The sequence below is a fragment of the Aquirufa beregesia genome (assembly GCF_011090385.1).
In the GTDB taxonomy this organism is placed as follows: domain Bacteria; phylum Bacteroidota; class Bacteroidia; order Cytophagales; family Spirosomataceae; genus Aquirufa; species Aquirufa beregesia.
In genome coordinates this window covers 124,155-141,882 of the sequence record NZ_SEWW01000006.1, presented here as the reverse complement: position 1 = coordinate 141,882, position 17,728 = coordinate 124,155, and the positions used below count along the sequence as shown (strand labels likewise).

Annotated in this window: 18 protein-coding genes; 12 read left to right on the top strand and 6 right to left on the bottom strand. The window is 39.0% G+C overall.

Annotated features, from left to right (window positions below):
- The first annotated feature begins 110 nt into the window (after window positions 1-110).
- Window positions 111-869: a copper homeostasis protein CutC gene (locus EWU23_RS10420; RefSeq protein ID WP_166231880.1), complete on the top strand. Its 759-nt coding sequence runs from the start codon at window positions 111-113 to the stop codon at window positions 867-869.
- On the opposite strand, the gene ftsZ is transcribed toward EWU23_RS10420, so the two are convergent.
- From ftsZ to EWU23_RS10395, 5 genes are all read right to left on the bottom strand, one after another.
- A complete protein-coding gene (ftsZ, locus tag EWU23_RS10415; protein ID WP_166231878.1) occupies window positions 866-2,152 on the bottom strand; it encodes a cell division protein FtsZ in 1,287 nt (428 codons plus the stop codon). The two genes, EWU23_RS10420 and ftsZ, sit on opposite strands and share 4 nt — an antisense overlap.
- Window positions 2,153-2,208: 56 nt before the next feature.
- Window positions 2,209-3,699, bottom strand: coding sequence for a M20/M25/M40 family metallo-hydrolase (locus EWU23_RS10410; protein WP_166231876.1), 1,491 nt, complete (start codon window positions 3,697-3,699; stop codon window positions 2,209-2,211).
- A gap of 99 nt (window positions 3,700-3,798) precedes the next feature.
- Entirely contained in the window at window positions 3,799-4,812 is a 1,014-nt protein-coding gene (locus EWU23_RS10405; RefSeq protein WP_166231874.1) for a thioredoxin domain-containing protein, read from the bottom strand.
- A 27-nt stretch (window positions 4,813-4,839) separates the two neighbouring features.
- Complete coding sequence (locus EWU23_RS10400; RefSeq protein ID WP_166231872.1) at window positions 4,840-6,378, bottom strand: YifB family Mg chelatase-like AAA ATPase; 1,539 nt, start codon at window positions 6,376-6,378, stop codon at window positions 4,840-4,842.
- 40 nt (window positions 6,379-6,418) lie between these two features.
- Window positions 6,419-7,315: a S66 peptidase family protein gene (locus EWU23_RS10395; protein WP_166231870.1), complete on the bottom strand. Its 897-nt coding sequence runs from the start codon at window positions 7,313-7,315 to the stop codon at window positions 6,419-6,421.
- Window positions 7,316-7,503: 188 nt separating this feature from the next.
- Here EWU23_RS10395 and EWU23_RS10390 point away from each other — a divergent pair, with 188 nt between their 5' ends.
- From EWU23_RS10390 to EWU23_RS10380, 3 genes are read left to right on the top strand one after another with little or no spacing between them, the layout of a single operon-like run.
- On the top strand, window positions 7,504-8,145 hold the full coding sequence (locus EWU23_RS10390; protein ID WP_235942199.1) for a glycosyltransferase family 2 protein: 642 nt from the start codon (window positions 7,504-7,506) through the stop codon (window positions 8,143-8,145).
- Window positions 8,142-8,936 carry a polysaccharide deacetylase family protein gene (locus EWU23_RS10385; RefSeq protein ID WP_166231866.1) on the top strand — a complete coding sequence of 265 codons (795 nt, stop codon included), beginning with the start codon at window positions 8,142-8,144 and terminating at the stop codon, window positions 8,934-8,936. Before EWU23_RS10390 ends, EWU23_RS10385 begins: the two co-directional genes overlap by 4 nt.
- Complete coding sequence (locus EWU23_RS10380; protein WP_166231864.1) at window positions 8,926-10,095, top strand: glycosyltransferase family 87 protein; 1,170 nt, start codon at window positions 8,926-8,928, stop codon at window positions 10,093-10,095. The genes EWU23_RS10385 and EWU23_RS10380 overlap by 11 nt, the downstream gene beginning before the upstream one ends.
- Here the strand turns inward: EWU23_RS10380 and EWU23_RS10375 are convergent.
- Window positions 10,073-10,402 (bottom strand): DUF721 domain-containing protein, encoded by a 330-nt coding sequence (locus tag EWU23_RS10375; protein WP_166231862.1) that lies wholly within the window; start codon window positions 10,400-10,402, stop codon window positions 10,073-10,075. The two genes, EWU23_RS10380 and EWU23_RS10375, sit on opposite strands and share 23 nt — an antisense overlap.
- A gap of 354 nt (window positions 10,403-10,756) precedes the next feature.
- On the opposite strand from EWU23_RS10375, the gene EWU23_RS10370 reads away from it, so the two are divergent.
- From EWU23_RS10370 to EWU23_RS10335, 8 genes are all read left to right on the top strand, one after another.
- Complete coding sequence (locus EWU23_RS10370) at window positions 10,757-11,593, top strand: MotA/TolQ/ExbB proton channel family protein (RefSeq protein WP_166231860.1); 837 nt, start codon at window positions 10,757-10,759, stop codon at window positions 11,591-11,593.
- A 73-nt stretch (window positions 11,594-11,666) separates the two neighbouring features.
- Window positions 11,667-12,272 carry an ExbD/TolR family protein gene (locus tag EWU23_RS10365; protein ID WP_166231858.1) on the top strand — a complete coding sequence of 202 codons (606 nt, stop codon included), beginning with the start codon at window positions 11,667-11,669 and terminating at the stop codon, window positions 12,270-12,272.
- An 84-nt stretch (window positions 12,273-12,356) separates the two neighbouring features.
- The gene (locus EWU23_RS10360; protein WP_317164319.1) at window positions 12,357-12,812 is read left to right on the top strand and encodes an ExbD/TolR family protein; all 456 of its coding nucleotides are present in this window, start codon (window positions 12,357-12,359) and stop codon (window positions 12,810-12,812) included.
- Window positions 12,813-13,012: 200 nt separating this feature from the next.
- The gene (locus EWU23_RS10355) at window positions 13,013-13,678 is read left to right on the top strand and encodes an energy transducer TonB (protein WP_317164318.1); all 666 of its coding nucleotides are present in this window, start codon (window positions 13,013-13,015) and stop codon (window positions 13,676-13,678) included.
- 82 nt (window positions 13,679-13,760) lie between these two features.
- Window positions 13,761-14,003 (top strand): hypothetical protein, encoded by a 243-nt coding sequence (locus tag EWU23_RS10350; protein ID WP_166231852.1) that lies wholly within the window; start codon window positions 13,761-13,763, stop codon window positions 14,001-14,003.
- A complete protein-coding gene (locus EWU23_RS10345; RefSeq protein ID WP_166231850.1) occupies window positions 13,993-14,937 on the top strand; it encodes a PstS family phosphate ABC transporter substrate-binding protein in 945 nt (314 codons plus the stop codon). The genes EWU23_RS10350 and EWU23_RS10345 overlap by 11 nt, the downstream gene beginning before the upstream one ends.
- 160 nt (window positions 14,938-15,097) lie before the next feature.
- On the top strand, window positions 15,098-16,792 hold the full coding sequence (locus EWU23_RS10340) for a tetratricopeptide repeat protein (protein WP_166231848.1): 1,695 nt from the start codon (window positions 15,098-15,100) through the stop codon (window positions 16,790-16,792).
- Between the two features lie 68 nt (window positions 16,793-16,860).
- The gene (locus EWU23_RS10335) at window positions 16,861-17,634 is read left to right on the top strand and encodes an SDR family NAD(P)-dependent oxidoreductase (protein WP_166231846.1); all 774 of its coding nucleotides are present in this window, start codon (window positions 16,861-16,863) and stop codon (window positions 17,632-17,634) included.
- Window positions 17,635-17,728 lie beyond the last annotated feature (94 nt).

Here is a 17,728-nt window from a genome sequence, read left to right as displayed (position 1 = left end):
TTTATCGGACTGCAAAAGTAAAATAAAAAAATATTTATGAAAGATTTATTTTTTAAATTTTGAATAAATAAAAATAAACTCGTTTTAACGCTTATAGAGCCCTATTTTTTATGTCAAAATCCCGTACTATCTCTGTTGAAGTTTGTAGCTATTCACTATTTTCTTGTTTAGCTGCTGACCAAGCAGGAGCAGATCGCGTGGAATTATGTGCCTCACCCTGGGAAGGAGGTACAAGTCCTTCGGCTGGTCTAGTTGTAGAAGCATTATCCCAAACTTCTTTAGGAATTCATGTGATGGTGAGGGCTCGCGGTGGAGATTTTTGTTATGATACTTGGGAGAAAAAAACCATGTTAGCCGAGATTGATCAATTTCTTTCTTTGGGAGTTCATGGTATGGTTATTGGGGCGCTTACCTCACATGGCGATATCGATATGAACTTTTTAAAGGAGGTTAAATATATTGTTGGAGAATCAGCGGAGCTCACCTGCCACCGAGCTATTGATGTTTCTAGGGAGCCATTGGAAGTAATGGAAGCTTTGGTTGATTTAGGGTTTGATCGAATTCTGACGTCGGGTCAAAAAAACAAGGCGATGGAAGGAATTGAAGCGATAGCCACCATGGTAGAAGCTGCTCAAGGCCGAATTCAGATCATGGCGGGAAGTGGAGTCAATCCTCAAAATTGCTTACAACTAGTTGATGCTGGTGTCGATGCCGTTCATCTTAGTGCAAGGACCACGCGTGAGTCGGACATGATTTACCGTAGACCAGGTATTTCCATGGGTGGAGTGGCCGAAATTTCGGAATTTGAGGTGGCTTACTCCAGTCAAGAAATAATTCGCGAAGCAGTGCAGAAAATCAAAAATTGTTAATCTTCGTATAAAGGAGTTTCAATCCATTCTTCTTGAGGAATTCGGCCCAAATCATACAAAGGAATTTGGTTTCTTTGATACGTAGGAATGGCGAAGTCGCTTTCATCCGGCCCACCTTTTTTATAGTGGTCTACCATTTTTTGGAAACGTACTTCTTCACTTTCCGTGGAAGCTGAACTTGTGGTTCCAAACTCATCAAATTCAACAGTAGCACCTGAGATTAATGAGGCTGGTTTATTGGCTGTGCCGTAATGTCTCGTATCACTGAATAAGAAATCATCCAAGGCATTTTGCTCATGTTCAAATCCAGCAGCTATCACCGTTAAGTATAAATCTTCTCCTAAATCATCGTCTGTGGAGAAACCAAATTTCACCATGTCGGCTTGATCATTGATACGACCATTTAGGTATTCAATGATGATATTCTGTTCGCTCATGACTAAAGCATGTTCCGAACTAGTAGATACGGTTACTAATATGCGTTTTGCTCCTTTAATTTCCTGAGAATTTAATAAGGGAGATTCTAATGCTTCAGCAATGGCCTGAAATGCCCGGTCTTCGCCTGTTCCTAAAGCGGAGCTCATCATGGCTTGACCTGCATTTTTCAATACCTTTTTTACGTCCATGAAGTCCGTATTGATATCTCCGGGTTTAGCAATGACGTCCACCACACTTTTTACCGCTTTGGCTAATACATCATCCGCTTTAGCAAAAGCATCTTTGACGGCTAGTTTCTCATATATTTGAGCTAGCTTATCGTTCATGACAACCAATACGGTATCACAATAGGTTTTTAATTCTTGAATCCCTGTTAAGGCATACTGAATTTTTTCGCGACCTTCCCAAGCATAAGGTGCAGTCACTACAGCTACGGTCAATAAACCTCTTTTTCTAGCAATTTCAGCCACCACTGGGGCAGCCCCCGTTCCTGTTCCTCCTCCCATACCTGCGGTAATGAAAAGCATTTCAGTGCCATTGGTTAAAACGGCATTAATCTTATCAATGCTATCTAGGGCAGCTAATTTTCCTACTTCTGGATCTGTACCAGCCCCTAGCCCTTGTTCTCCTAGTTTGATTTTAGTCTTAACAGGATTAGAAGCTAAAGCTTGAGAATCAGTATTGCAAATAATCAAATCCGCTCCTTTGATCTTCATGTTGTCCATGTGGCGAACCGCATTGGAGCCACCACCACCAATACCAATAACCTTGATGATGGATTTGAAGGATGATTCAGGAACAATTTCCATTTTATGATCGAAAAAGGAAGGGTTCTGGTTATTCATAATGTTACAATGCTTTTAGGGAATAATCTAATAAGTGAAATCAAAAATGTATGCTATCAATCTTTACCCCAGCGCCAGTCATTGCCTAGTTCTAAATCTCTCCTCAAATTTTGCTTGATGAAGAAATCACGAGTGGAGTAAAAATCTAGTTTTTTTGCTGGTATGGCATTGGCATTGGCCACTCCATACAACAACATAGCTGTATATTTTACGGTATTTTCTAATTCTTTTTTGTTAACTAAATCAAAAGAGTCACAGTTTGCATGATAACAATCTAAGACCCGTTTTTCTAATCGGCCTATCGGTGCGCTGGCTGGAATTCCTTCTAATAAAAAGGATTGATGGTCAGAATGTAATCCAGCACTATTGCTAATCTCATTTCCAAAAGCAGGGTCAATCGACTTGATTTTATTACCAATTTCTTTTAATAATGCCACCAATTCATCTCTACCTCCTGCATTGAAACCAGAGACATTGTTTGTCATATCCAAATTAATCATGTACACGATTTCATCAATCTCCCCAGTCTTTTTGGCCCTTTCTATATAGGCTCTGGAACCAAGTAAACCTTCTTCCTCACCCATGAAAGCGACAAATTCAATGGTTCTTTTGTTTTTTAAGCCTAATGCCTTAAATGTTCTGGCGATATCGATGACCGAAAAAGAACCAATACCATTGTCGATCGCTCCCGTGGATAAGTCCCAAGAATCTAAGTGACCCCCAATAATAATTTTCTCCCGACGGTATTTCTTGTTATCACCTTTCAACGTAGCCACTACATTGCGAGCCTTGATAGGCTTGCTCACATTGTGCATTTCAATTAAACTCAAAAGTCCAGGTTGTTCCAACATCCATTTACGGATTTCAACACCACTTTCCCAACTGATACACACGGCAGGGATTGAAATTAAATTTCCAGTAACAGAGGCTGTCCCGGTTAATAAAACTTGTCCTTTGACAGTATTGACAAAAATCACCCCAATGGCGCCATATTGAATGGCTAAAGCCGTTTTTTCAGACCGGTGTAGGTTCTTTTGTCCAGGCTTAGGATCAATCAATCCAATATTCATCACGGCTACTTTACCCTTGATTTGTTCTTTTTTTGATTCAAAATCCACATCAAGACCATTACCCATGTCCACCATGGTCCCCGTAATATTCGCTTCTACGGGAGTCATCGCTAAAGCAACCACGGGTACTTCTCTGAAATCATCAGATTTAGGAGGGGCAATGGATAAGGTTACAGTATCTCTGGCCCAAGCTTCTACTTGGAAACCCTGAAATTTAGTATCACGAAAGCCATATTTCTTAAAGAGATTAAAGGCAAATTCTTCCGCTTTTTTTCCTTTTTCGCTCCCTGTCAGGCGATGGCCTAGGGTTTGGCAGGCAGTCCCTAATGAAGAATAAGCCAAGGAATTTTGATCAACCTCATCTTTGATACGCTTAAATACAGACTCTAAACTCTCTTCCCCACCAATAGTAGGGGTGAAGCCAAAAGAAGTGATTAAGAAAACAAAGACAAAGATGGATAATATACTTTTCTTCATGGATTAGTTTAAATAGGATGAAGGCTTACGATTCAGAAATTTACTTTTTTTTGAGCAAAATACCAATTCGTTCCATGAGGTTTTTAAAGAAATGAGTATTTATGGAAGTAAGCACTCCGTACTACCCGGCTTTTTTAAAAGTTTACACCAAAACTCTTTTTCTTTTTCTGGAATAGCTTTTCCTCCATAGTAATTTTTTACCCGAGTTACCGCTTGTTCCACCCACTTTTTATCTAAATCGATCAACACTTCTAGGTAGATAAATCGAGCGGCGATTTGTTGAGGTTTTAATCCAATGGCCTGTAAGCCATTTTTTAAACGTTGAAGGCGCTCAGGACTGTAGGTTCTAGCGCGGCCGCTATATAAACTAGTCATGATGGTATTTTCTGCAGTTTGTCTGACTTCCAAACTATCAAATTTGCCTTCGTAGTTTTTTAGATGAGTAATGAAATGTTGGAAAAGGGCATTGTCATCGTCCATCATGACCTTTTGGATGAGCAAAAAACTGGTTTGTCCTTCAAATTCTTCAGGCTTAATCAATTGAACCAAGTCATTGACCAATGCCACATTTTTCAGGGTATCCAAACTTAAGCGAGTGAAATAGGCAGCAGAAATCATGTTTTCTTTATTCCTTTCACCTGCTCCATAGCGTTCCAGCAATTGAGCTTGGTTCTGCATCGGGCTTTTTGCAGCATTCAATAATTGAATAATGCCATTCACGGAATTCGTTGTTTCTCCTACAGGTTCAATATTCCAAACTTTTCCTTGTGGAGAAAAAACAATAAAAGACGGCGTAGATGGAATGAAAATTTTACGCGAACGTAAAAAAGCATTGTTTTCTCGCTGGCTTAAATCCAACTGATAGGCATGGTAGTTTTTGTCCAAATAGGTCTTGATGGTAGGAAGACTTAAGGTTTTGTCATAGGCGATACAATGCGAACAAGTAGGCAAAAAGGCCTCAAAAAAGACCGGCTTGTTTTCTTTTGCGGCTTTTTTAAATATTTCATCTATCGATATGAAAGGTCTAAAGGATTTATTTTGACCAATTTTTTGTGCTAATGTGGGTTGCAACAGACATAAACAAAGAAAAAGTATCAAGGAAGATAGGCGCATATAAAGATATTTTTTTTCAAAAATACATCATCCAGCCCAATTTTCTCTATCTAAATTTCGGTAGGTAATTGCTTCTGCAATATGTTCTGATTGAATATTCTCTGATCGTGCCAAATCTGCAATGGTTCGAGCCACTTTACGAATTTTATCAAAGGCCCTCGCTGATAGTTGTAATTTGTCCATAGCTACAGAAAGTAATTGCTGAGATGGCGCATCCAGTTGGCAGAATTCATTGACTTGCTGACTAGACATCATGGCATTGGAATGGATTTGGGGGAATGGGATGAATCGATCTTGTTGAATTTGCCGGGCTTCCATCACCCTGTTTCGAACATATTCACTTGATTCGGCGGCGCGACCGGCACTCATTTCTTCAAATAGAACAGGGACAATTTCAATGTGCATATCAATACGATCTAGCAATGGGCCTGAAATACGATTTAAATAGCGCTGAACCTGCCCAGGGCCGCAAACGCAGTCTTTATTGGGGTGGTTATAGTAACCACATGGACAAGGATTCATGCTGGCCACGAGCATGAAATTGGCGGGAAATTCTAAGGACCATTTGGCTCTTGAAATAAACACTTTGCGATCTTCCAGTGGTTGACGCATCACTTCTAAGGCATTTCTGTTGAACTCAGGAAGCTCGTCCAGAAATAAGACACCATGATGAGCTAAGGATATTTCTCCTGGCTGAGGAAATGACCCTCCTCCAACAAGAGCGGCATTGGAAATGGTATGATGTGGACACCTAAAAGGGCGGTGGGTCAATAAGGAATGCTTGCCCATTAATTTCCCTGCTACGGAATGAATTTTAGTTACTTCCAAGGCTTCAGTTAAAGAAAATGGGGGAAGTATGGTAGGTAGCCTCTTGGCCAACATGGTTTTTCCTGCTCCTGGAGGTCCAATCATGATGAGGTTATGCCCACCAGAGGCAGCAATTTCAAAGGCTCTTTTGACACTTTCCTGACCTTGAACTTGCGAAAAATCCACATCAAATACATCATGCGATTGATGGAACAAGGCATGAACATTGACTTGAGTAGGAGCTAGGGCTATTTTACCCCGAATAAATTGTATGGTTTCTCTAAGATGGCTAAGTCCAAATACCTCAATACCTTCTACCATAGCAGCTTCCATGGCATTTTCTTCTGGTAAAATAAGTTTGGTAATACCCCTACTTTTGGCCTCTAAAGCAATGGGTAAAGCACCCTTAATAGGACGAATAGTGCCATCAAGTGCCAATTCGCCCATAATGGCATAGTCATCTAGCCCTTTTAATTCCACTTGTTCCGATGCCTCTAAAATGGAAAGAGCAATGGGTAAATCGTAAGCTGAGCCCTCCTTTCGAATATCGGCAGGAGCTAAATTAATGATGACTTTTCTCCTTGGGAAAAAGAATCCATTATTCTTTAGGGCAGATTCTACTCGTTGGATGGATTCTTTGATGGTGGAATCAGGAAGCCCTACTAAGTAACATTTACTTCCTTGCCCTACATGCGTTTCAATAGTGATTAGGTTGGCAGATACACCGAATACAGCGCATCCATACGTTTTGGCTAACATGGTTTTTTGTTAGGCAAATTAGCAGGAAAACCTGTAGGACTTAATCAGTTAATTGGACATTATCGGCATTTACCAAGAGCTTGATTTTTTTGCCAAAAACCAAAGGAAAATTTTGAGCAATATGCCCCGATGGAAATTCAAAGGCAATGGGATATTGACTGCCTGCTGTGTGTTCTAGGATAATTTGATTGACATTTTTCCCCACACTAAGACCTGCTTCTTTACAGTCGCTAAATCCACCTACAATCAAACCAGCTAAATGATCCAACAAACCTGCTCTTTTTAGTTGTAAGACCATGCGATCAATGTGATATAAATTTTCACCGACATCTTCCAGCAAAAGTATTTTACCCGTGAAATCAGGAAGGCTTTTGCTACCCAATAGATGTACAATCAGAGATAAATTTCCTCCTATGATCTCTGCCTCTGCTTGGCCCAGTCTATTGTCCGCTTCTGCTACTATTTCAATGTGAGTTTTACCTTCAAAAAGTAAGTTTCGCAAATTTTCCAATGCTTCATCTCCACCTACTTGGCAGAAATTATGCGGCATAGGACCATGTATGCTAGCTATACCTAGTTGGGCTACGTGGTTTAGAATAGCTGTAATGTCTGAGAATCCAATGATCCATTTAGGATGTTGAAGGAGTTTTTCAAAATTCAAACGGTCTAAAATCCTGCTAGATCCATAACCTCCCCGTATGGGGAAAATGGCTTTGATATTGGGGTCATCTAGAGCTAACTGAAAATCACTCAATCGTTCCTCATCGTTTCCTCCAAATCCAAAATAATGAGATAAGGCATTAGGGGCTAGCCGAACTTTCAAACCCCAAGATTCTAATACTTCTACACCTTGCTTCCATTGATCGCTCTTTGGATGCGAGGCAGGAGATACCAAAATCACTTCATCGCCGGGACGTAATAAAGGAGGAGTTTTCATATTTGATAGAATGGTAAACAAATATGAATTATTTTTCCCTTTAACCCAAGGCTTAATTTTTGTATTATTGCAAAAAATATCCCTGTTTGACTACTCCAAAGACAAATAAAAGCCTAGACTTGGTTCATCCATGTTACAACCCTCATCCGGGCTGGGCCGAGGATTTGATTCGCCATTATACCTTATTTATGTCTCGTATTCCCTCCGATGTGGAGGTACATGTTTATGTGGTGGATGATGGGAGCAAGCATGGGGTTCATTCAGAGGATATAGCGGCCTTACAACAGGCAATCCCTTATTTCACCTTTATTCCCTTAAGTCAAAACCTAGGGAAAGGGGGTGCTTTGAGACATGCAATTCGCCAATGCCAAGGGGATTTGGTCATTTATACGGATGCAGATTATCCCTACCGTATGGAAAATGCATGGGAAATGTACCGAAGGTTGGAGCAAGGTCAGGCGGATGTCGTAGTAGGTGTCCGAGATGAACAATATTATGATCAATTGCCTTTTCGAAGGAAGATTTTTTCACTTTCTCTCAAATTGATGAACTACTTGTTTTTCCCTAGTTTAAAAGTCAAGGATACTCAATCAGGATTGAAAGGATTTAATGCCAAAGGGAAAGAACTTTTTCTAAAAACAACGATTTCAGCTTTTCTGTTTGATATGGAATTTTTGGTTTTAGTGTCCAAGCAAAAGGATATTCAGATGGAATGGATTTATGTGCAGGTACGTGAAGGAATTCACTTTTCTACCATGAAACCCAAAACCATCCTAACGGAATTATTCAATTTTGTTTCTATTTTAATCCGAGGAGTCTTTTTTAAATGAAACATGCCCCTGCCATTTTATTGACCATTGATGTGGAAGAATGTGATATTCCTTTGGAGTATGGTTATTCCCTGGATTTGGAAGAACAATTGGAGCAATCAAGAAAAGGCTTACAGGAATTCATGTCGGTTATTTCGCAAACACAAGTTCCTTGTACCATATTTTGTACAGGTGTTTATGCGCAACATAATCCTGAATGGATAAAGGCCTTAGATGCCCAGTATGAATTGGCTTCCCATGGATTTTATCATAGTAAGTTTGATCCGAAAACGGACCTGCTGTCTTCCCGAGTACTTTTGGAAGAACTTAGCGGAAGAAAGGTAGTAGGTTTTAGAATGGCTAGAATGCAGCATGTGGAGGAGGCCGATATCTTACAAGCAGGCTATTCGTATCATTCCTCTTTGAATCCTACTTGGATTCCAGGTAGATATAACCACTTAAAGGCTTCTAAGCTGCCTTTTTTCGAACAGGGACTTTGGAATATACCCGCATCGGTTACTCCGAATTTTAGAATACCTTTGTTTTGGTTGGCTTTTAAAAACTTTCCATTGTTTGTATACAAGCAAATGTGCAAGGAAACCTTGAAGAAGCATGGTTTTTTGAACTTGTACTTTCATCCTTGGGAATTTGCTGATTTATCGAAATACCCATTGCCAGCCCATGTGAGTCGAGGTTCCCAAGGAGAGTTGGTTTCTAAATTGAAATCCTTGATTTTGTATTTGCAAAAAGAAGGCCTGGGAGAGTTTATGACTATGGGAAATTTTGTCAAGCAATTAGAGAATGGAAAATAAGCCCGCATTTTATGCTCGATACGAGTTTTTGTTAGGAATATGGTTGTTTGCTGGCCTATTTACAGGGATTAAGCAATATCATTTAGGAGAGTTAAATTCACATATCAACAATTTTATCATATTCAAATCGAGCTACGGACATTTCTTACAAAGAATGCCATTGTATCTCGAGTACCCTAAGGAGTATTTCGATTTATATTTATATGGGCCCATTTTTGCCATTTTGATGGCTCCGTTTGCATGGTTGCCCACTGGCATCAGTGTCACGGTTTGGAATGTAGTGAATGCCTTAGCCCTATTTTTAGCGGTTTGGAATCTGCCATTGGATCAAAAAAAGCGGGTAGCTATATCTTGGATTATCTTGAATTCAACCATGACAGCCTTATTGAATACCCAATTTCATCCATTGTGTATTGCGCTGATTTTATGGTCTTATATCTGCATTAATAGAGGACAAGATGCTTGGGCGGCCCTTTGGATTGTATTAGGTATTTGTATCAAGTTATATGGGATTGTCGGACTAGCATTTTTCTTTTTTTCTAAAAAACCTCTCCGCCTGGCAGGCTTTTTGGTTTTTTGGATGGTGATTATCTTATGCATTCCCATGTTGCTAGGTGGCTGGGACTATGGTTTATCTACGTATATAGGATGGAAGGAAGTTTTGTCTCACAAAAACGAGTTGAACGTAGACATTCGCAACTTACGTACAGATGTATGCGTGATGGGCATGTTTCGACGCTGGACAGGCGATGGAACATTGTCTAATTTATGGTTTTTAATTCCATCCATGATTTTAAACGTATATGTCTTTTTCCAAGTTAAAAAATGGAAGCATTTGTCATTTCAGCTGAGGATGCTGGCTTTTGTGAGCATATATTTGATGTTAGCCAGTACGGGTACGGAGTCACCCACGTTGATTATGGCCTTTCCTGGCGTAGGAATTTGGTTTGTTTTAGGAGAGAAAACGAAGTTTCGCTGGGCTTTGTTGGGGATAACTTTATTGATTTCTAGTTTTTCGCCGACGGATTTATTTCCTCAATGGCTGAGAAATGAATGGGTCAACCCATTGGGCTTGATGATTTTGCCCTTGTTCTTGGTGTGGTTGGCTATTGCCTGGGATTTATTGAAACAAGAGCCTATAGAAACACGACATCTTTAATTAATTCAGATTTGGCGTGTTTATTAATGAGGTCTATCATCTTCTGTTTGGCCATCATGAGTTCTTTTTTGAGTGGGGCTGAATTTATTTGTAAAAATAGTTTTTGTTGGTGCACATAAACTTTCTGCGTACGAGCAGCTATGGGTTTTCCCATGATTTCTTCCCAATGGGCACTTACAAATGTTTCCTCGTATTTTCCTTGGATCTTGTAGACTTTGAGCATGGACTCGATAACCTCCTTTAAAGAATGGCTAGATTCTTTGCGAGTGGAGGGTTTAATCCGTTTTGGATAAAAGGGAGAATCCATGTGATAAAAGGTTGTTTTGGAGTTTAAAGTTAGAATTTTTAGGGAGGACTTTCATCGATTTAACGGTTTAAATTAATTTTTTTTCATTTTTTTTTAATTTTTTAATTCTCGAAAAAGTACCTAATAAAGGGACTTATTTAGTTTAAAATATCAGGATAGTACAATAGGTCTCTATGTGATATGAAAAAAATGAGAACTTTTTAGATAAACCCGTGTAAAAATTAATTAAGAATTGCATTACTTTTGCCTTTACTGAAAAAAACAGCGGATGCTTAGAAATCTATGAAAACTGCTACGTTGTATTTTCGTGAGTTTTATTTTTAAATAATTCTTTAACCCCAAATTACCAAACTAATGAGTACACAACAACCAAAGCCAGCTGCTAAGCCAGCTGCACCCCAAAAAAAATCTGGCGGAATTTCTGCTGGTTTAATTCTTGTCATCCTATTTGTCATTGCATTATTGATTTTCCAATTCATTATGGGTGATGGCTCTCACTTCGAAGGTGGAACCAATGAAGGACACCCAATTCCAGGCGATTACTTTGGTATCGTGTACAAAGGTGGTGTGATTGTGCCCGTGTTAATGACTTGTTTCTTGACAGCTTTAACATTTTCAATTGAGCGTTTAGTTACAATTGGTAAAGCAAAGGGAACTGGTGATGTAAATGCATTCGTTCGTGGTATCCAAGCTGCTTTAGACAAAGATGATGTAGAAGGCGCTTTGAAAGCTTGCGAAAAGCAAAAAGGTTCAGTAGGAAACGTAACTCTTTCTGCTGTTAAAAAGTATAAGCAATTGATTACTGATGGTTCTTTAGATAAAGAGCAAAAATTATCAGCATTAAGCAAAGAAGTTGAAGAAGCTACTTCATTGGAATTACCCATGTTGGAGAAAAACTTAACGATCATTGCAACTTTAGCGTCAGTATCAACTTTATTGGGTCTATTAGGAACGGTAGTTGGTATGATTAAGGCGTTCTCTGCATTAGGTAACTCAGGAGGATCAACAGATGCATCTGCTTTGGCAAATGGTATCTCTGAGGCTCTTGTAAATACTGCATTAGGTATTGGTACTTCAGCTATCTGTATCATTGCTTACAACGTTTTCACATCTAAAATTGATGAGTTGACTTATAGCATTGATGAGATTGGTTTGAGCGTTAACCAAAATTATGCTACGCATCACAATTAATATTTGAACCAATGCAGAATGAGTTTTTCATTCTGATTTATTATTTTTTTCACCGTTCAAAATAAAAATTGTTATGCCAAAAGTTAAAGCCAAACGACATAGTGTTTCACTCGATATGACAGCGATGTGTGACGTGGCTTTTCTTCTGCTTACGTTCTTCATGTTAACCGCGAAGTTCCGTCCAGAAGAGGCAGTTACGATTACACCACCGTCCTCTATTTCAGAGAAAGCTCTGAATGCGAAAGATGGTATGTTAACCATCAGTGTTTCCAATGAGGGAGGGGTTTATTTGGCAACTGATGATCAAATGGCTAGGGAATTTATGTTAGAGCGCATGGCTAATCGCTATGGAGTTGCTTTAACAGGCGAAATGAAGAAGAACTACATGAGTTCTGAAATCGTCGGATACCCAGCTGGTGCGATGCGTCAGGTGTTGAATATGAAGCCTTCAGAAGCCAAGGATAAAGGATTTGTTAAGGGTATCCCAATTGATTCAGCAAATAATGAGCTGTCTTATTGGGTTGGATACGCGAAATTGTCTAATCCTGAGTTGAAGGTTGCAATCAAAGGAGATCAAAATTCTAGCTATAAAGTATTTGCTGATGTAATCGGTACATTACAAGCTCAGAACATTAACATCTTCCAGTTGATTACATCTCCTGAGAATAAACCAAAATAATTTACATTCTAATTCGAAAAAGAAATGGCAGAAATAGATAGCTCCGGTGGGGGTAAGAAAGGCGGGAAGAAGCGAAGTAAAAAAATGTCAACCAAAATTGACATGACACCGATGGTGGACTTAGGCTTCCTTCTTATCACTTTCTTTATGTTGACGACTACGTTGGCAAAGCCCGTTACCATGCAATTAAACATGCCTGATAAAACGGATACAAAGGAAACTTCACCTGTTAAATTGTCGGAAACACTTACCGTGTGTCCAGATGAGAACAAGGTGTATTACTACCAAGGTATCCCAACTGAAGCAGGCACCAAGTTAGAGGTGACCGATTATTCTGACACGGGAATCCGTAAAGTTATCACGGATTTGAAGGCTAAAGTTGGTAGCAACTTTACTCTGGTAATTAAGCCAACAAAAAAAGCGAAATACCGTAATATGGTAGATATGTTGGATGAATGTGCAATTACTAATAACAAGCGTTATGCATTATTAGAAATTGATCCAGATACAGAAGCCTTAATCAAACGTTCAGGAAAGTAATTTGGTCAAAAGCCTTTTAAATTAATTTTTAAATAACATAAACTATGTCACAAGTAATAAGCCAAGATGCTACATTAGATGACATTATCTTTAAAGATAAGAACCGAGAGTATGGTGCTTTTCTTTTAAGGACAACGTATCCTAAGGTCATCAAGCGGTCTGTATTACTAGGCTCAGCACTTTTTGTTGGTGCATTGTTATTGGCAGCATTCTGGAAACAGTTAACTGCCTCTAATACTGAGAAAACAGAGGTGACAGCCGAAGTAATGAAATTGGACACTCCACCACCTGCTAAGAAGGTAGAGTTGCCACCGCCACCACCGCCGCCACCACCGAAAGAAATTCCTAAGGTGACGACAACTAAATTCTTGCCTCCTGAAATCAAGCATGATGAAGAGGTGACTAAGCCTGAGCCACCACCAGAAGAGGTACGTGGTAACACAGCTAGTGAAACAGTTAAAGGAGAAACCGAGAATTACGAACCTCCAGTGGATCCAGATGCTAAAGGAAAAGAAGAGCCAGTTGAGCCACCAAAACCTGCTGAGGAGGAAATCTTTACAGCGGTAGAGCAACAAGCAGAATTCCCTGGTGGACCTGCGGCGTTCGGACGTTTCTTGCAGAAAAACTTGAAGTACCCATCTGCTGCTCAACGTGCCAACGTAGGCGGTAAAGTATATGTTCAATTCGTCGTTAATACGGATGGATCTATCCAAGATGTTACTGTATTGAAATCTGTAGGATTTGGTTGCGACGAAGAAGCGATGCGTGTAATTAGGTCGGTACCTAGATGGACTCCTGGTAAACAGTCAGGTCGTGCGGTACGTTCTCGATTCACTCAGCCGATTACTTTCGTACTTTCCGAATAATCGATTTTCTATTCATTTTTCAGACCTGCTAAATTCTTTTATTTGGCAGGTCTGATTGTTTAACAATTTTTCTATTTTGACTATGGCACGCCCAGCAGCAGTTTGGATTAATGTTTTTTTTCGCTTTTTTGCCGCTTTAGCTTATTTTTTATTAGGCTATTACATTGGATTCTGGTCAGATTTTCAATTAGGAATGTTAATGGAGATGCCTACCACTTTTTGGCTAGGAATTTTGTTTATGCTTTACGGATTATTTCGTATTTGGCGTGCTTTTTTATATGTTAGTGAAACAAAAGATCCAGATTATGGCAATTATGAAGATTAAATCTTTAGGGCTTTGCTTGTTAGTTTTAGCCAGTATAGTTTCTTGTAGTAAATCCAAGGATAGTAAATTTTCTGATGGGCCAGCCCAAGGAGAAATTTCTGTGGCGGTTGACGAATCTTTTCAGCCTTTATTGTTAGCCGAAAAATCAGCCTTTGAAAATAATTATCACTTTGCGAAAATCAATTTTGATTTTCATGCTGAAAATGAAGCCATAGCCGATCTCCTAAATGAGAAGGTTCGGGCTGTTGTGGTTACACGTGATTTGACAGAAAAGGAAAAGGAGATTTTTACAAGAGAAAAAGTAAGCTACCGCAGTTATAATTTTGCGGCAGATGGATTGGCTCTTTTGGTACATCCTCAAAATGTGGATACTTTATTGTCTCTTCCAGCGTTGAAATCACTGCTAACTGGAGAGCATACCACTTGGGAGTCTTTAGGGGCTAAAAGTACCCATGGCCAAGTGGCCTTAGTGGTGGATAAAGCCAATTCCAGTAATATTAAATTTTTGGTTGATAAATTTGGCCTTGATATCAATAAACCACTCCCCATTTTTGCTGCTGGATCCAACAAAGCAGTTATTGAATATGTAAAAACGCATAAAAATGCCTTGGGCTTAATTGGCTCTAATTGGATTAGTGATGGAGATAATCCAACATCTTTAGGTTTTATTCGTTCTGTTCATGTGATGTCGATTAGCGAAAAGAACAGTAACGCTCCATCTGATTTTTATCAACCCTTTGGTTATAATTTGGCACTGAAGAAATATCCTCTACGTCGGGATGTTAAGATTATTCTAAAAGAGTCACACATGGGCTTAGGCACGGGATTTGTGAATTATGTGTGTGGTGATATGGGACAATTGGTCGTTTTGAAAGCTGGATTAATTCCGCTGACCCGACCTATCACGATTAGGCAGTATCAAATTAGCCAATAGACCATATTTAATTGACATTGTCTAATAAAATATTGAAGAATTATAATTAATTTTGTAGTTCGTAAAAAACTAAATTTTTACGATATTTAATTGAATTATTTCAATTTAAGGCCTGAGAATTATTAAGAATCGCAATTAATTTAAATTAACAATGAAGAAAATGAAATCGTGGATACTGGGTTTGGGATTATTAGTATCCAATGTGGCCTTCGGGCAAACAATCCAAGATGGTTTGCATTTTTTAGATCGTCATCAGCCAAGTAGAGCTAAACAAGTATTCGAATCTTTAGTAGCAACAGCTCCTACGGGTGAGAATTACTATTTTCTTGGTTATTATTACTTGAATCTACGTGATTGGGATAATGCCAAAGCAGCCTTTGAAAAAGGTAAAGCAGCTGAACCTAAAAACTATTTGAATCAAGTCGGTCTAGCATCAATTTTGGTTGGTCAAAATAAGGTGTCGGCGGCTAAAGCTGAATTTGACCGTATCATCAAAGAGACAAAGGAAAAAAATCCAGATGTTTTGCACCGTATTGCAGAGGCATATGAGATGTTTTATGTTTTAGGAAAAGAAGAAAGCTTCAATGCTAGTAATAATGATCCGGGTGAAGCCATTCGTTTGATTGATTTGATTCAAGAAAAGACGAAGAAGGTTCCTAATGCAGCTCAGTACATTGTGAAAGGAGATGCATTTTTGATTAAAAATGATGGTGGTAATGCTGTAACTGCTTACGAGCAAGCTTTATTACAAGATCCTAAAAACGTAAAAGCAAAAGTGAAAATTGGTATTGTGTATTTACGTGGTAAGAACTACAAAGAAACGCAAGCTCGTTACAAAGAAGCTATCGATTTAGATTCTAACTATGCTCCTGCACACCGTCGTTATGGTGAATATTTAATTGTGGGTAATCAATACAAAAATGCAGCGCGTTATTTCAGAAAGTATTTAGAGAAAGCGGAGGCTACTCCTGAAGTGACATTAGAAACGGCAAAATTATTGTTCTTATCGAAAGACTATGAAGGAGCCATGAAATTTACTGACGAAGCGGATAAGAAAGGTGTAAAAGATAATGATATCTACCGTATGCGTGGATATGCCAATGTGGAGATGGGTAATTTTCAACAAGGTATTGAAAACTTAGATGGTATGGTGAAAAAAGGAGTTAAGCCTTATTTCATGGACGATTTATATTTCGGTAAGGGTTACCAAGGTTTGGGTAAAGATTCTATTGCTTTACTTTACCTAGAAAGAGCAGCTCCTTTGGATACGAATAACAACGTGTATTCAATCATTCATGATGTACGTTACAAGCAAAAGAGATATGCTGATGCTGCCAAAGCGGCTATCGGTAGTATTGATTGGAAAAAGAAGAAAAATCAAACGGTAGGTTCTGGTGACTATTTCAAAGTGGCCATGGACTATTATTTGACTTCTGCTTATATGGATCGTGCGGATACCTTAGGTCGTCCAGCCATGGCTATGAGAGCTGATTCTATGTTTGCTAAAGCCATAGAGATTAATGATAAGTGGCCTCCATTTTACATCAATCGTGCCCGTGCGAATAACTTCATTGATTACACTGGTACAAAATGGTTAGGAGCTCCTTATTATGAAAAGTTCTTGGCTTCAGTAGAGCAACAAAAAGCGGAAAAAAGTACGCAGTACAAAGAGGATAAAAATCAATTATTTGAGGCGCTTAAATTCTTAGGTGGTTATCATTTATCCGTTACCAAGGATGAAGCTAAAGTAAAAGAATTATTTACTAAGGCTCAGGAGATTAAGCCAGATGATCCAGATATCAAAGCTTATTTCAATCCTGTTCCAGCTGCACCAGCTGTGGCTCCAAAGAAATAAATTGAATAAAAAGCTGCTTTATGCAGCTTTTTATTTTTAATTAGATCAACAATCAATTCATATACATCATGTCATACGCTATCGTTACCGGTGCTAGTAAAGGAATAGGAAAAGAAATAGCTTTGGAATTAGCAGCCAGGGGATATAATTTGTTTCTAGTGGCTCGCAATGCCCAAGAATTACATCAAGTAAGCGATGAAATCAAGTCGCACTTTTCATTAGAAGTGGATTATTTACCATTAGATCTTTCACAGCCTGGTTCAGTTGCCCAGTTATATGAATGGGTAGTAGAGAGACAAGTGGATGTGCGAATTTTGGTGAATAATGCTGGATATGGATTAGTGGGTGCATTTGAATCATATACTTGGGAGGAAAACCAACAAATGATGCAGGTTAATATGAATGCATTAACAGAAGCTTGTTATCGATTCTTTCCTTTATTGCAAGGAAAGGGACAAGCTTATGTGTTAAATATTGCGAGTTCTACTGCTTATCAGGCCATTCCTTTGATGAGTTTATATGCTGCAAGTAAAGTGTTTGTTTTAAATTTTTCTCGTGGTTTATATCATGAATGGAAACCTAAAGGAATTCAAGTTACTGTAGTAAGTCCTGGTGCGACTTCTACTAATTTTAATGATCGAGCTAATTTACAAGAGAAGGCTAGACGAGCCGCAGAAAAAGTAGTGATGACTCCCAAAGAGGTAGCTCGCTTGGCAGTGGAAGGGCTGTTTGCCCACAAGCCAGAAGTCATTACAGGATTGATTAATAAACTGGGAGCGACCCTTGCTTGGTTAATGCCTAAATCTCTAAGTGAAAAAGTAGCTAAGGGGATTTACGAGTAATATGTAACTCAGAATTTACGTTAGCAAGGGTCCAATTGGGCCCTTGCTTGTTTAGAATTAGCTAAGTTTTTTCCTGTATTTTTAATGGAGCCCC